The 13,630-nt window shown below is 61.1% G+C and carries 13 protein-coding genes; 2 read left to right on the top strand and 11 right to left on the bottom strand.

Features of this window, described 5'->3' with window-relative positions; all coding sequences use genetic code 11:
- Nucleotides 1–55 precede the first annotated feature (55 nt).
- Entirely contained in the window at nucleotides 56–1,357 is a 1,302-nt protein-coding gene (locus JNA92_RS05530; RefSeq protein ID WP_241803756.1) for an MFS transporter, read from the top strand.
- Nucleotide 1,358: 1 nt separating this feature from the next.
- Entirely contained in the window at nucleotides 1,359–2,543 is a 1,185-nt protein-coding gene (locus JNA92_RS05525; RefSeq protein WP_241803755.1) for a M20 aminoacylase family protein, read from the top strand.
- Here JNA92_RS05525 and JNA92_RS05520 read toward each other — a convergent pair.
- The 11 genes from JNA92_RS05520 to hxsD form a co-directional block, all read right to left on the bottom strand.
- Complete coding sequence (locus tag JNA92_RS05520; protein ID WP_241803754.1) at nucleotides 2,531–3,517, bottom strand: 2-oxoglutarate and iron-dependent oxygenase domain-containing protein; 987 nt, start codon at nucleotides 3,515–3,517, stop codon at nucleotides 2,531–2,533. The two genes, JNA92_RS05525 and JNA92_RS05520, sit on opposite strands and share 13 nt — an antisense overlap.
- Nucleotides 3,518–3,573: 56 nt before the next feature.
- Nucleotides 3,574–4,683 (bottom strand): BMP family ABC transporter substrate-binding protein, encoded by a 1,110-nt coding sequence (locus JNA92_RS05515; RefSeq protein ID WP_241803753.1) that lies wholly within the window; start codon nucleotides 4,681–4,683, stop codon nucleotides 3,574–3,576.
- Between the two features lie 89 nt (nucleotides 4,684–4,772).
- Nucleotides 4,773–5,699: an ABC transporter permease gene (locus JNA92_RS05510; RefSeq protein WP_241803752.1), complete on the bottom strand. Its 927-nt coding sequence runs from the start codon at nucleotides 5,697–5,699 to the stop codon at nucleotides 4,773–4,775.
- A 58-nt stretch (nucleotides 5,700–5,757) separates the two neighbouring features.
- On the bottom strand, nucleotides 5,758–6,858 hold the full coding sequence (locus JNA92_RS05505; RefSeq protein WP_241803751.1) for an ABC transporter permease: 1,101 nt from the start codon (nucleotides 6,856–6,858) through the stop codon (nucleotides 5,758–5,760).
- A gap of 12 nt (nucleotides 6,859–6,870) precedes the next feature.
- The gene (locus JNA92_RS05500; RefSeq protein ID WP_241803750.1) at nucleotides 6,871–8,412 is read right to left on the bottom strand and encodes an ABC transporter ATP-binding protein; all 1,542 of its coding nucleotides are present in this window, start codon (nucleotides 8,410–8,412) and stop codon (nucleotides 6,871–6,873) included.
- A gap of 505 nt (nucleotides 8,413–8,917) precedes the next feature.
- Entirely contained in the window at nucleotides 8,918–9,223 is a 306-nt protein-coding gene (locus JNA92_RS05495) for a hypothetical protein (protein ID WP_241803749.1), read from the bottom strand.
- A gap of 31 nt (nucleotides 9,224–9,254) precedes the next feature.
- The gene (locus tag JNA92_RS05490) at nucleotides 9,255–9,722 is read right to left on the bottom strand and encodes a hypothetical protein (protein WP_241803748.1); all 468 of its coding nucleotides are present in this window, start codon (nucleotides 9,720–9,722) and stop codon (nucleotides 9,255–9,257) included.
- Complete coding sequence (hxsA, locus tag JNA92_RS05485; RefSeq protein WP_241803747.1) at nucleotides 9,719–10,327, bottom strand: His-Xaa-Ser repeat protein HxsA; 609 nt, start codon at nucleotides 10,325–10,327, stop codon at nucleotides 9,719–9,721. Before hxsA ends, JNA92_RS05490 begins: the two co-directional genes overlap by 4 nt.
- Nucleotides 10,324–11,559: a His-Xaa-Ser system radical SAM maturase HxsC gene (hxsC, locus tag JNA92_RS05480; RefSeq protein ID WP_241803746.1), complete on the bottom strand. Its 1,236-nt coding sequence runs from the start codon at nucleotides 11,557–11,559 to the stop codon at nucleotides 10,324–10,326. The genes hxsA and hxsC overlap by 4 nt, the downstream gene beginning before the upstream one ends.
- Nucleotides 11,559–13,046, bottom strand: coding sequence for a His-Xaa-Ser system radical SAM maturase HxsB (gene hxsB, locus JNA92_RS05475; protein WP_241803745.1), 1,488 nt, complete (start codon nucleotides 13,044–13,046; stop codon nucleotides 11,559–11,561). Before hxsB ends, hxsC begins: the two co-directional genes overlap by 1 nt.
- The gene (gene hxsD, locus JNA92_RS05470; protein ID WP_241803744.1) at nucleotides 13,043–13,342 is read right to left on the bottom strand and encodes a His-Xaa-Ser system protein HxsD; all 300 of its coding nucleotides are present in this window, start codon (nucleotides 13,340–13,342) and stop codon (nucleotides 13,043–13,045) included. Before hxsD ends, hxsB begins: the two co-directional genes overlap by 4 nt.
- Nucleotides 13,343–13,630 lie beyond the last annotated feature (288 nt).

The following is a 13,630-nucleotide window of genomic DNA, read 5'->3' as shown; positions in this document are numbered from 1 at the left end:
GCAGCGCGATTGGCTGATAGTCACTGCATGCCGTGATTCGCCATCGGAGATAACAATGAACAGACCGCTACCTGCACCTACGATCCTGGAGGCCGGGCCAAAGCATCATGCGCAGGCATCATCCTCACGCAGAACCCTGATAGCGTGCTCACTGGGCAACGCGCTGGAGATGTACGACTTCACGATCTACAGCTTCTTCGCAGTACTGATCGGCCGGCACTTCTTCCCGTCGGAGTCGGCACTGGCCTCGCTGCTGATGTCGCTGGCAACCTTTGGTGTGGGCTTTTTGATGCGCCCTGTCGGGGGCATCATCATCGGCCGGTACGCGGACAAGCATGGCCGCAAAGCCGCCTTGAGCCTGACGATCGGTTTGATGACATTGGGCACTGCCTTGATCGCCTTCGCGCCGACCTATTCGCAAGTGGGCATCTTTGCAACGTTCATGCTGGTCGCCGGGCGGCTTATTCAAGGGGTGTCGGCAGGTGGCGAGGTCGGTACCGCATCCGTTTACCTGATGGAGTCCAGTACTGCCGCCAAGCGCTGCCAGAGCGTGAGCTGGCAGGCGGCCAGCCAGGGGTATGCCGCGCTGGTCGGGGCGGGGTTCGGGTTCACCCTGAGCCAGTTGCTGGACCCGGCCAGCCTCGAGAGCTGGGGCTGGCGCATTCCATTCATTTTCGGCCTGCTGATCGGCCCGGTAGGCTTGTACATCCGCAACCGCCTACCCGAAACCCATGAGGCCGCGGCGGCGCACGAGGGCAGGCAGCCGCTGGACCCGGAGCTGCTCAAACGCATCGGCCTGGGCATCGGCCTGATGGCCAGTTCCACCATCGGCATGTACCTGTTCGTGTTCTACATGCCCACCTACCTGACGACCGCCATGCACTACCCGCAAAGCAGTGCCATGGCGATCGCCGGCATCAGCAGCGGCTGCATGGCGATCATATGCCCGCTGGCCGGCAAGTTCGCCGACAAGTACCAGCTCAGGAAACGCCTGCTGGTCTGGACCATTCTTGCGCCCGTGGTGCTGACGCTGCCGGTGTTCTACGTGCTTGGGCACGTGCAGCACATGGGCCTGGCAATGATGTGTGTCGCGGCGTTGATTCTGCCGACCTGCATAGGCGCCGGCGCGTACTTCGCGTTGATCATGGAGGGCTTCCCCAAGGCACAGCGTGCCTTTGGCACCTCGGTCAGCTACAGCCTGGGGGTCACGCTTTTCGGTGGGTTTTCGCCACTGATCGCTACCTGGCTGATTGCCGCAATGGGCACGCCATTGGCACCGGCCTACTACCTGCTGGTGGGTGGTGCGGTAAGCCTGGTCTGCCTCAACTACTTCCCTGAAAACAAAGGATGCGAATGACATGGGTACCTTCGAACGAAATCAAGCGCCGCAGCTGGCCGAAGACCTGGACGCGTTCATCAAGATCCGCCGCCAGATCCATGCCGCGCCGGAGCTCGGCGGCGACACGCCTGACACTGCTGCCCTGGTGGCTGAGAAGCTGCAAGCCTGGGGCTATGAGGTACACCGTAATGTGGGCGGGCACGGCCTGGTAGGGGTGCTTAAAGTGGGCGACAGCCCCCGCAGCATCGGGCTACGGGCAGACATGGACGCGCTGCCCATGAGTGAGAAGAACCCCTTCGCGCATGCCAGCAAGATCCCTGGGCGCATGCATGCCTGTGGCCATGACGGGCATACCGCGATCCTGCTGGCGGCGGCTTCGCGATTGGCTGCCACGCGCAACTTCAACGGTACCTTGAACCTGATCTTCCAGCCCGACGAAGAAGGCCTGGCCGGCGCCAAGGCCATGATCGATGATGGCCTGTTCGAGCGTTTCCCGTGTGATTCTGTGTACGCGCTGCACAACATGCCAGGCATGCCGGTGGGCACTTGCGTGGTGCAGAGCGGGCCGACCATGGCGTCTTCCCAGCGGGTGAGCATTCGCATCAGCGGCAAAGGCGGGCACGGCGCCATGCCGGAGCTTGCGGTGGACCCCATCTCGGCCTTGAATAGCCTGATCAGTGGCATCCAGACCATCAAGTCGCGCAACCTGAGCGTTGAAGAGTATGCGGTGATCAGCATCGGCATGATCCAGGCGGGCACGGTCTACAACATCATTCCCGATGAAGCGAGCATGTTGCTCAGCGTGCGCACCGATACGCCCCAAACCCAGTCGAAGATCAACCAGCGCATCGAGGCGCTGGTCAAGGGGCATGCCGAGAGCTTTGGGGTGGAGATCGCGCTGGACTTTACCCAGCTGGCGCCTGCGCTGAGCAACAGCGAGGCGCAAAGCGCACAGCTGCGTGAGAGCCTGCGCCCGCTGTTTGCCGAAGGGCAGATGCTGGCGCGGATGCCCAAGAAGGTGATGGGAACCGAAGATTTCGCCTACATGCTCCAGGCGCGGCCGGGGTGCTACTTCATGCTGGGCAACGGCACAGGGGAGTTCCACGGTTGCTCGGTCCATAACCCACACTATGACTTCAACGACGCACTGGTGAAGATCGGCTCCGATTGCTGGGTGAAGTGGGTTGAAGACTACCTGAGCTGATGTGGCGCAGGCTCCGTAGCCTGCTCACGGCGATAGGCATAGGTTTCGGCGAAGCGCGACAGCATGTAGGCACTGCACGAAACCGGCGGGTACTTGGGTGGGTTGTCGGGGCTGGAGCAGTTGGGCAGGCAACTGATCATCGTGTCCGGATGCGGTTCGGCAAAGAACGGCATCGAGTAGCGGTGCGCGCCCTGCGGGCTGACGACCCGGTGGGGCGTTGAGGTGTACCTGTCGTTGCTCCAGCGCGCCATCATGTCGCCGATATTGACCACATAGGTGCCCTCGATCGGCGGCGCATCGATCCACTGGCCATCCACGCTCTGCACCTGCAGGCCGCCCGTGCTGTCCTGATACAGCAAGGTGACGCACCCGTAGTCGGTGTGCGCGCCGGCGCCTTGTTGGTCGGTGCTGCTGGCGGCCAGGCGCGGCGGGTAGTGGATCATGCGAAAAACGCTGATGGGGTTGGCGAAGCGCTGGTCGAAAAAATCCTGCTCGATGCCCAACGCCTGCGCCATCGCCCGTAGCAGGGTGAGTGAGAGGGCGTGCATGTCTTGGTAATGCGCTTGCAGCAGCGCCTCCCAACCGGGGATGGCGGGGTGCCGATTGGGCCCACGCAGTGGCTTTTTCGCGAGTACGTCGGGATGATCCGGGGCCATGTGAAAGCCCATGTCGAAGGTTTCTTTCAGGTCGCTTGGCCGGGTCGGGTCCAGCTGTTCGGTGGCGATGGCGCCGTAGCCGCGATGGTGCTCGCTCTGGGTGATGTCGATGCGCAGCTTTTCCTCGGGAGGGCAGGCGAAGAACTGTTCGGCGGCCGCTTTCAGTGCGCCAATGCGGCTGGCCGGGATGGGGTGCCCCTTGATGTAGTAGAAGCCCCACTGCCTGCAGGCGGCGTCGATCTGCCGGGCTACGGCCAGGCGGGCGGTGGGATCTTGCTGGTACAGCGGGCTGATATCGATGATCGGCAGGGTGTTCATGAATGGCTCCGTGAAAGGGCGGTGCAAGCGGGAGCGGCTGGCGCTCCCACCCGTGTTTACTTGGGCAGTTGCGCCGTGATGCCTTTGACGTAGTAGTTCATGCCTGCCAGTTCGGCGTTGCTGGCCACGGCGCCTGCGGGGATCTTGACCGCACCCGCCTGGTCCAGGATCGGGCCGGTGAAGGGGTGGAACGTGCCGTCCTTGATGCTGGCGATGATCTGTTCGGCGCCGCTTTTGACGTCGGCGGGTACCAGGTCACTGATGGGCAGCTGGACAGTGCCATCGGCAAGACCGCCCCAGTAATCCTGGGGTTTCCAGGTGCCGTCCATGACCGCCTGAGTGCTTTTTATGTAGTGCGGCCCCCAATTGTTGACGATGGAGGTCAGCACTGCCTTGGGCCCGAAGTGGGCCATGTCCGAGGCGTAGCCGACGGCGTAGATGCCACGCCGTTCGGCGGCCTGGATCGGTGCCGGGCTGTCGGTGTGTTGGAACAGCACGTCAACGCCCTGGTCGATCAGGGCGTTGGCGGCATCGGCCTCTTTGCCCGGGTCGAACCATGAGTTGACCCACACCACCTTGATTTCGCTACCGGGGTTGTATTTGTCCAGCGCCAACTGGATGGCGTTGATATCGCGCAGCACTTCGGGAATGGGGAAGGAGGCCACATAGCCGATCTTCTTGCTCTTGGTCATCTTCGCGGCCAGGTAGCCGCCAACGTAACGGCCTTCGTAGGAAGTGGCCAGGTAAGTGCCAAGGTTCTTGTCCTGCTTGTAGCCGGTGGCATGTTCGAAGGTGACCTTCGGGAACTGCTTGGCGACTTTGGCGGTGGGGTTCATGTAGCCGAACGAGGTGGCGAACACCAGGTCATAGCCGCCCTTGGCCATGTTGCGGATGACCCGCTCGGCATCGGCGCCTTCGGGCACGTTCTCGACGAAGCTGCTGTCGACCTTGTCGCCGAATTGCTTGATCAGGGCCTGGCGGCCCTGCTCATGCTGATAGGTCCAGCCATGGTCGCCGATCGGGCCGATATAGACGAAGCCAACCTTCAGTGGATCGGCGGCGACGGCGGTCAGGGCGGTGCTCAGGCCAATGGCGGCTGCCAGGGCGCGCAGCAGGTGTTTGCTTTTATTGTGAGGTTTCAAGGTGTGGCTCCTGTAGGTCTTCATATTGGCTGTGTAAGGCGCGTTGGTAATGCAAGAAAACAGAGCAGAGGGGGCATCGATAGCGGTGCACGGTGTAGCCCAGGCGCGAGGCCTCAGCGCCCGGTCTTCCACGGCTGACCCAGTGAAACCGGGGCGTACAGGCGGGTTTTGATGGCATCGCGCGACAGCACCACCAGCACCAGAATCGTGGCCACATAGGGCAACATGGCCAGCAGGTTGGCAGGGAAGCTCACGCCGATACCTTGGGCCACCAGGTGCAGGATGCTCGCCAGGCCAAACAGGTAGGCACCGAGCAGCACCCGCAACACCCGCCAACTGGCGAATACCACCAGCGCCAGGGCGATCCAGCCGCGCCCTGCGGTCATGTTTTCCGCCCACATCGGGGTGTAGGCCAGCGACAGGTAACCCCCGGCCAGCCCGGCCATGGCACCGCCGAACAGCACCGCCAAGGTGCGCACGCGCAGCACGGGCAAGCCCATGGCGCTGGCGGCGTCGGGGTTTTCACCAACGGCCTGAAGGATCAGCCCGGTGCGGCTTTTGAGCAGCGTCCAGGCGATCAGCACGAACAGGCCGAAGGACAGGTAAACCAGTACATCCTGGTTGAACAGCATATGGCCGATGACCGGGATGTCCGCCAGCAGCGGTATGGCCACCGGCTCGAAGCCGCTCAGGGGCTTGCCGACCCAGGCGGTGCCGACGAAAGAAGACAGGCCGACACCGAAGATGGTCAGCGCCAGCCCGGTCGCCACCTGGTTGGCCTGGCAGCCGAGTGCTACGAGTGCAAACAGCGAAGCCAGCAGCATGCCGGCCAGGCACGCCATCAGCACGCCAAGCCAGAGGCTGCCGGTGGCGTAGGCGGCGATGAACCCTACCACCGCGCCGAAGAGCATCATGCCTTCCTGGCCGAGGTTGAGCACGCCGCTCTTTTCGCACACCAGTTCGCCCAGGGCGACCAGTAGCAGTGGGGTACCGCAGCGCACCATGGCGTAGAGAATGTTGCCAAGCAGATCGAGATCCATAGTCGAAGCCTCAGCCTGCACGCGGTGGGCGGCAGGTAAACGAAAAGGTCATGGGAATTCAGGCACTGGCAGGTTTTGCCAGCGGCGCGCGCCGGCGCCAGTTCAGCTTCAGGCGTAGCCGGTAGAGGATCAGCACGTCGCAGGCCAGCAGGTAGAACAGCATCATTCCCTGGAACAGCCCGGTCAGCGATTGCGGCAGGTTCAGGCTCATCTGCGCGTTTTCGCCGCCCAGGTACAGCAGGGCCATCAACAACCCGGCCACCAGAATGCCAAAGGGGTTGAGGCGCCCGAGAAACGCGACGGTAATCGCCGCGTAGCCGTAGCCGGGTGATACCTGCGGCACCAGTTGGCCGATCGGCCCGCTGACTTCGCTGACCCCGGCCAGGCCTGCCAGGCCGCCGCTGATCAGCAGCGCCAGCCAGACCAGGCGCTTGTGGCGAAAGCCGACAAACCCAGCGGCGCGCAGGTCCTGCCCGAGCACCTTGATCTGGAAACCCAGGAAGCTCTTGTGCAGCAGCACCCACACCGCCACCAGTGCCATCAGCACGAAGTACAGCCCGATATGCAGCCGGCCATCCTCGAACAGCGCCGGCAGGCGGCTGGCATCGCCGAACATTGCCGACTGCGGGAAACTGAACCCTTCGGGATCCTTCAGTGGCCCGTGAACGAAGTACAAGAGCAGGTTCAAGGCGATGTAATTGAGCATGATGGTGGTGAGGATTTCGTTGGCATTGAAGTGCGTGCGCAGCCAGGCCGCGAGTGCCCCCCATAGCGCACCGGCCAGCGTGCCGGCGAGCAACACCCAGACCAGCGCCCAGCGGCTTTCCCACTCGATGAGGTGGATCGCCACGGCACTGCCGGCCAGGGCGCCGATCAGCAGCTGGCCTTCGGCGCCAATGTTCCAGATGCGGGCTTGGTAGGCCACAGCCAGGCCGAGGGCGCAGAGCAGGATCGGCAAGGCTTTGAGCAGCAGTTCCGAGAGGCCGTAAAGGTCGCTGATGGGTTCGATCAGCAACGTGTGAAAGGTCTGCAAGGGGGCATGCCCCTGGGCGCTGAACAGGATCGCCCCGCTGAGCAGGGTCAACAGGGCGGCAAGCAGGGGTGACACAACGAGCATGGCACGGGACTGCTGGGTACGGGGTTCGAGGGATAGCAACATGAGGGGGTCTCGTCAGGCGGCGTCTTGCGGGGCATCGAACTGGCCGGCCATCCAACCGCCGACCTCCACGGTATGGGCCTGCGCGGTGGTCTTGAGCGGCGACAGGCGGCCACTGCACAGCGCGCCGATGCGGTCGCTGATCTGGAACAACTCCTCCAGGTCTTCGGAAATCACCAGGATTGCTGCGCCGGCGTCGCGCAAGGCAATCAGCGCACGGTGAATCGCTGCGGCAGCTCCGACATCCACCCCCCAGGTCGGGTGGGCAGCGATCAGCAGCTTGGGAGCCTGCAGGATCTCGCGGCCGAGGATGAACTTCTGCAGGTTGCCCCCGGACAGGCTACGTGCCGTGGCCCGGGCATCCGGCGCTTTGACCGCGAAGCGCTGGATGATCTGCTCGGCCAGCGCGAACACCTTGCCTGAACGGATCAGGCCGCGGTTGACCAGGCCCTGCTGGAAAGCGGTGAGCAGGGCGTTGTCGGCCAGGCTCATGTCCGGCACCGCGCCATGCCCAAGGCGTTCGGCCGGTACGAAGGCCATCCCCAGGGCGCGGCGGGCGTCGGGGTAGAGGTGGGCCATCGGCCGGTTGTCGAGGGTGATGCGTTCGCGGTCGCTGGCGGGCAGGCGTGTTTCACCACTGAGCAGGGCCAGCAGTTCGTCCTGGCCGTTGCCGGCGACCCCCGCGATGCCTACGATCTCGCCGCTGCGTACTTCCAGGCGCAGGTGTTCGAAGGACGTGCCGAATGGGTCTTTGTTGCGCCAGGTCAGGTCGTCCACCCGCAAGCGTGGCAAGCCCCCGGCGCTTTTCGGGTAGCTTGCCTCCAGCCCTTCGGCATCGCCCACCATCATTCGCGCCAGTTGCAGATCGCTGCATTGCGCCGGGTCGCAAGCGCCGGAGACCCGCCCACCGCGCAACACGGTGGCGCCATGGCACAGGGCACGCACTTCGTTGAGCTTGTGGCTGATGAACAGGATGCTGCAGCCCTCTGCGGCGAGTGTGCGCAGGGTGACGAACAGTTCGTCGACCTCTTGCGGGGTAAGTACCGAAGTGGGTTCGTCGAGGATCAGCAGCTTGATCGGCTGCATCAGGCAACGCACGATTTCCACGCGCTGGCGTTCACCGATCGACAGGCTGTGCACCAGGCGCTCAGGTTCCAGGCCCATGCCGTAGCGTTGGGACACTTCGCGGATGCGCGGCGCCAATTGCTTTGGCGTACCGGCATCGCGGCCAAGCGCCAAGGCAATGTTTTGCGCGACGCTCAGGGTTTCGAACAGGGAAAAGTGCTGGAACACCATGCCGATGCCCAACGCGCGGGCGCGGGCAGGGTCGCGCATGTGCACGGGCTGCCCCTCCCATAGCAGCTGGCCGGCATCCGGCGCCGTGACGCCGTAGATGATCTTCATCAGGGTGCTCTTGCCCGCGCCGTTCTCGCCGAGCAGGGCATGGATTTCACCGGGCGCGATGCGCAGGTCGATGCGGTCGTTGGCCAAGGTGCCCGGGTATCGCTTGGTAATGGCACGCAGCTCGAGGCGCAATTGCGAGGGGGATGTGGACATGGGACTGCTCGGGGTCAGGGTGATGAGCAGTTGCACAGCAAAAACATGGCCAATTGGTCAGATTATTGTTCAAGGGCTTGTGTTAGAGGGGCTGCAGGGCGGGAAGGGCGCACGCTTGGTGAGTGGTCTAGCAGCGGTATGTGTGGTTTTGGGGCGCCAAGGTGCCAAATTGGGGCGCTGGGAGCAGGGGCTTGGGCGGAGCGCCAAAATAGTAGGGTAGTGACGTCTTTAAGGGTGTGTTGTCGCCTTGAAAGTCCGGGTGACTGGGCTGGCCCGATCGCCGGCAAGCCGGGCTCCCACAGGTTCACCGGGGGCCTGAGGGGCGTGTGCAACCTCAGGGGCAGTGCTGGAGTGGAGAGCGTGGGGGGCGGCGACTGTTCAGCATTCAGTGCTTCTAAAATCCATGCGAATAGCAATGCTTGGCCGCCTTGATGTACGTCTTGTTCTGCCAGTTGAGGTGGATGACCCCATGGCGGCCCATCAACCCCCCATGAGTTCAGCTTATTTATGTGGGCACGAATGACGAGTCAATCGGCTGGCAGACAATTCGCCACATCCCGCGTACGCCTTCTTCGACCCAAGTGCCTTCCAGCACATTCGAGCCCTCGAAGCGGTGTAGCGTTGCTCTGCCGTCGAAGCCTTCTGCTTGCAGTTCGTAATGCCCTGGGCCTTTTGCCTGGCCTCGGTATTGCCAGGTCTGGCCCGCGTCGTCATAGGAGACGGTAATAAAACCATTGTCGATAGTAACCTTGCAGGGTTGATCGAACGATGCGGCACTGCTGGGGCGGAAGGTGTCCATTTTGGCGTACATGTTGGCGTCCATATAAGATATCAGGAGTGGTTCAGGGCAGCAGCCAAGTGCTGTTTGGGATGGTTGAGCGGATGCCGACTGCCTGGCACTGCTCCAGAATCGGCAGAATGTAGGTGATGTTGGTACGGCCCGGCTTGCCTTCTGCTCTGTAACGAGCTGCCTGGCAAAGTGGGCCGGCTTTTTCGTACGTATGGTTGGAGCTGATTTCCACAGCTTGTGCTTGGCCGAAATGATTGTTACCGGCGAGGTAGTCCAACGTTTGCTGGAAAGCTGCTCGAGTCAGCGCCAACTGCGAGTCTTCCGATCCGGTCTCAATCACAACGCGATTTGCATCAACGGTCGTGATACGGAAACGGGCGCTACGCGACGGTGTTTGCAGTTCCTTGCCTTGCAGGCGGCTGATCAATGCCCAGAGCGTGTCGTCGACTGGAATGATTTGCTGCCTGGGATAATTCCTTCGTTGCTGAACGGACGCTAGCTTTAACCTGAATCGACTCATGGAATCTTGATACCCAACGCATTCAGCGATGGCGTATCCATCCGGCCATTCACGGTCAGCCCACTGTCCATCTGAAAGGCCATCAACGCACCACGTGTCGCCTTGCCCATTACCCCATCAATGGTGCCTTGATAATACTGGCGCACCATCAGCGCGGTCTGCACACGGGTGACCAGGTTGCTTTTCTGCTCATTGGTCGCGCGACTCTTTGAAGTGCTCGAACTTGTCCCGCTGGTAGTGCCAGACGACTGATAAAGGCTGTTGCTGCTTGAGGTGCTGCTCGAAGCACTCGGCGCGCTGTAGCTTCGGGTATTGTTAGCGGGTGGGCTGTAGTAGCGAGGTGCGCTATAGCCACTCGAGCCGCTGTAGTGAGAACTGTGCGAGCTGTGGGACCGGTGTGAACTGTGCGAGCGATGTGCCGCATAGATGTTGACGGTGTCTGGCGCATTGAGCGTATCGGCAAATACTGGGGGCTGTAGCTTGTCGTTGGGTTGCCAGTTCGCATCGGCGAGCGACAGATGGCCGGCCTGTGCCAGGGTGGTACCTGCCATTGGCAGCAAGCTGATCCCACTGATCAGGACTTTCCAGCGGTCGAGCAGTTTCACTGTGCACTCCTTGCATAGGCGCTAAAGGCCTCGGTCGATAGTAGTTGTACGCCGCGGCTCTGCCAGCGGTCGGTGTGGGATTTGAAGAAGCCAGAGCAATGTTTGACGGCAGCGCATTGCTGGCAGGTATCGATGAACAGGTTTTTCCAGTCCGAGATGCTCTGGCGGGCGAAACGCGAGAGGTGGGCGGGGATCAGGCACAGGGGCAAGTTGTAGATCGACACCGGCACTGCGCGGTTGAACAGGAAATACACGGCCTGGCTCAACGACTCCTGATAGTCCAGCGGGTCAATCCACAGTTCTTCGTAGTTCTTCCTGGCCAAGCCGGTACTTTCGATACCCATCAGCGCAACATGCCGCACGAAGGGCAGGTTTCTGAATACATAGTGGGCGAGCTCTGGCAAGCGTGGTGTGGTCAGACGATTGAGCACAACGCGAATTTCGATGATCTGGTGGGCGCGCGCCAGGTTGTAGAGACCTTGCAGGGTTTCGCTGAACGCGCCTGGAGCCTGCACCACATGGTCATGGTCTTCGGCATTGTCGGCATACAGCGGGATGCCCCAGCTCAACTGAGGGTGGCCGATGGCAGAGAGCGCTGCGATCCAGCTCGGGTCCTGGAACAGACGCCCGTTGCTGAGCACATGAATGGATTTCCGCGGCAAAACGGCTTTGCACTTGGCCAGGATTTCGAGCAGGCCGTCGCGATAAAGCGTTGGTTCTCCGCCGCTGATTCCCAGATTTTCCTCGCCCGGGTCCATCAGGTCGATCAGCCGTAGGTTCTCCTCGATGTGCCAACGATCATCGATATCTTTGGGCGGCTGCGAGCACATCAGACAGAGGCTGTTGCAACGATCGGTCATGAACAGCAAGTTGCTGTCTGAGCCTCGTCGATAGAGCACTCGCACCAAAGCGTTGCCTGGTGTAATGGCAATGACATCGCCGGGCTGCACGACCCCTGCATCTTTGGGGGTGTGCAGGTGTGGCCGCGCGCTGCCGAAGTCGCCGAGCAATGGCTCCGGGATCAGGAAACCACCGACTGGTAATGAGAGCAGATGCGGGCTCTGTAGCCGTTCTTCGTTTGGCAGCCAAAGCAGCAGGTCATCGAACTCAGCGCTTCCGGCACAAACAGCCAGGCCTTGTTCGATGAACTCATCCAGAGTGATGACCTTTAGCAGTTTCGGCTCATTCAGGTGATGAATTTCGAAGTGGGTATCTTTGCGCAGCATCGCCATCAGCCCCTGTAACCCGGGAACCGGACATCGTTGTAAGAGCGCCTGTTCAACCAAGACAGCAGCACCCTTTGCACGTTGTCATCGCCAGTGTAAAGCAGGCCGAAAAGATGCTTCAGCAGCCCCATGTTCTTCTTGCAGAAGCGGCTGAACACTCGGTGTCCGATTGGGTCAGCTTGGCGGGCATAGTGTTCGATGGGGTCAGCACCACAGTACGGGACAAGTGCGCAGTCGGAGCAGCCCGGCAGCGCTTCTGCTACACCACTGGCGAGCAGCGCATTCATAACGGGCGATGCGAGTAATTCAGACAAGGGTTGCTGCACGGTGCCGAGCTTCAAGCCGTCTTCACCCATCTCCAGCAACATTCGAGCTTCGTCCGAGGGATAGACGTAACCGTCATAGTTGTAAACCAGCGCCGCAGTGCCTGCGCCAGCAGGGGAGCGCAGGTCTACATAGCCGGAGGAGAAGGGTGTCAGGATATTCTTCAGCAACAGGCTCGTATAACTCTCTGAGAGGTATACGCCCTGTTGGTTGATATGCAGTAAATAGGCCAGTGCCTTCTTGTAGAAGGCCAGGTATCGCTCAATAGGATAATCAAGTCGATGGGCACTCTTGGTGGCAAACCCATAAGGGCTCAGAGGCCGAAGCGAAATGCTGGAGAAGCCCTGGTTAACATACTCATCGATGATCGCCTCAGGTTGTTCGAGGCTTCTTGAAGTCAGCGTGGTCAACGCGGAAACTGCATCATGACCAAGGCGCTCACGGACCCACTGGATGCCTTTTGCAGTGCGTTCGTAGGAGTCTCGTGACGGGGTAGGGCGGTTGGCATTGTGCAAGGGCGCCGGCCCATCGAGCGAGGTCGAAAACTGGATGCGATTTTGTTCTGCGAAGTCGAGTATTTCCTCCGTCAGGTGGTGCAGCGTGGTAGTGATGACGAACTGGATATCCCGTTGTTCGACCACATTCCGTTCAACGACCCATTCGACGATCTGGCGGACGCGCTCGAAGGCCAGAAGCGGCTCGCCACCCTGAAACTCGACAGTCAGGGCGGGAGCGTTCGATTCGAACAGCCGATCGACCGCGGCCCGTGCATCCGCTTCCGACATGTCGTGGCCGGATCCTCCCAAAGGGGCCCGCGACACCTGGCAGTACTGGCAAGTGTGGTTACAGCGCAATGTGACCACGAACAAATGCAGTGCAGGGCCCTGGAAGAGGAAGTCCTTGCGGCTGCGATACTGCGCGGCCATTTCCGGCAACGGGTCATGGCGGCCTGGTTCGTAAATGAAGTGGCGGGCCAGCAGGTCCTTGTAATAAGGCGTACCTGCTTGAACGTCAAAGTAACTGAGGGCTCGTAATTGAGCCTCGTTCACGTGCATATACTCACCGGTATCGGAGGTGAGTAGGATGTCACGGTCATGTCCCATGTTCATGCGCATGAATCGAAAAGGCAGCAAGCGATAGTGCTTGGCGTCTGTCGCAATCAGTGTCACTGCGAAACCCCACAGCCAGCGAGCGCGGCTCGGGCCAGGACTTCACGCAACCCTGCTGTTTCGCGGTTGATATGGTCGCGTAGGGCGAAGTCGTTTAGATGCTGGAGGATCAGCGACTGAGCCTGCTCTGGGGAAAGCGTTAGCGTTGCTTCGGTGGGGTGGGCCGTGAGGCTCATCTGATTGGTTTCAATACCGACCTGGATCGCGACAGTGTCGGCCAGGGAATAAGCGGCGCGTTGCACAACGCTGAGCGGGTAGGCTGCGCTGTCGAGTTTCAGCGTGACAGGCCATGTCATCGGAACCGCTCCTTCAAGTCCGTTGGGAACGTGTGGATTTTGCAAGTTGCAGAGGCATTATGCCATCAAAATTTTTTACATTTGCACACATTTGATCAGCGTGGTGGGGGGGCGCTCACTACGACTCGGCCTTCGATTGCGGGCTTGGGCTGAAGGCTCATATCTCAGTGAGTCTAACCATCCATTTCAGTAGCCGCTTAGCCTCAGCCTGAAGGCAGCCTTCTCAAACCATGCTCTAGAATTTGCCCGCAATAGGCCAATCCACTGGAAGCCAATGGCACTCCGTGG

It is taken from the genome of Pseudomonas putida (assembly GCF_022627325.1).
Lineage (GTDB): Bacteria > Pseudomonadota > Gammaproteobacteria > Pseudomonadales > Pseudomonadaceae > Aquipseudomonas > Aquipseudomonas putida_X.
The sequence above is the reverse complement of the archived record's forward strand: the minus strand, read 5'-3'. Positions and strand labels throughout refer to the sequence as shown.

What these genes read in the sequence shown, in the direction of transcription:
- JNA92_RS05530 (WP_241803756.1), top strand. Translation starts at nt 56, where the DNA reads ATGAACAGACCGCTACCTGCACCTACGATCCTGGAGGCCGGGCCAAAG.
- JNA92_RS05525 (WP_241803755.1), top strand. Translation starts at nt 1,359, where the DNA reads ATGGGTACCTTCGAACGAAATCAAGCGCCGCAGCTGGCCGAAGACCTG.
- JNA92_RS05520 (WP_241803754.1), bottom strand. Translation starts at nt 3,517, where the DNA reads ATGAACACCCTGCCGATCATCGATATCAGCCCGCTGTACCAGCAAGAT.
- JNA92_RS05515 (WP_241803753.1), bottom strand. Translation starts at nt 4,683, where the DNA reads ATGAAGACCTACAGGAGCCACACCTTGAAACCTCACAATAAAAGCAAA.
- JNA92_RS05510 (WP_241803752.1), bottom strand. Translation starts at nt 5,699, where the DNA reads ATGGATCTCGATCTGCTTGGCAACATTCTCTACGCCATGGTGCGCTGC.
- JNA92_RS05505 (WP_241803751.1), bottom strand. Translation starts at nt 6,858, where the DNA reads ATGTTGCTATCCCTCGAACCCCGTACCCAGCAGTCCCGTGCCATGCTC.
- JNA92_RS05500 (WP_241803750.1), bottom strand. Translation starts at nt 8,412, where the DNA reads ATGTCCACATCCCCCTCGCAATTGCGCCTCGAGCTGCGTGCCATTACC.
- JNA92_RS05495 (WP_241803749.1), bottom strand. Translation starts at nt 9,223, where the DNA reads ATGTACGCCAAAATGGACACCTTCCGCCCCAGCAGTGCCGCATCGTTC.
- JNA92_RS05490 (WP_241803748.1), bottom strand. Translation starts at nt 9,722, where the DNA reads ATGAGTCGATTCAGGTTAAAGCTAGCGTCCGTTCAGCAACGAAGGAAT.
- hxsC (WP_241803746.1), bottom strand. Translation starts at nt 11,559, where the DNA reads ATGGCGATGCTGCGCAAAGATACCCACTTCGAAATTCATCACCTGAAT.
- hxsD (WP_241803744.1), bottom strand. Translation starts at nt 13,342, where the DNA reads ATGACATGGCCTGTCACGCTGAAACTCGACAGCGCAGCCTACCCGCTC.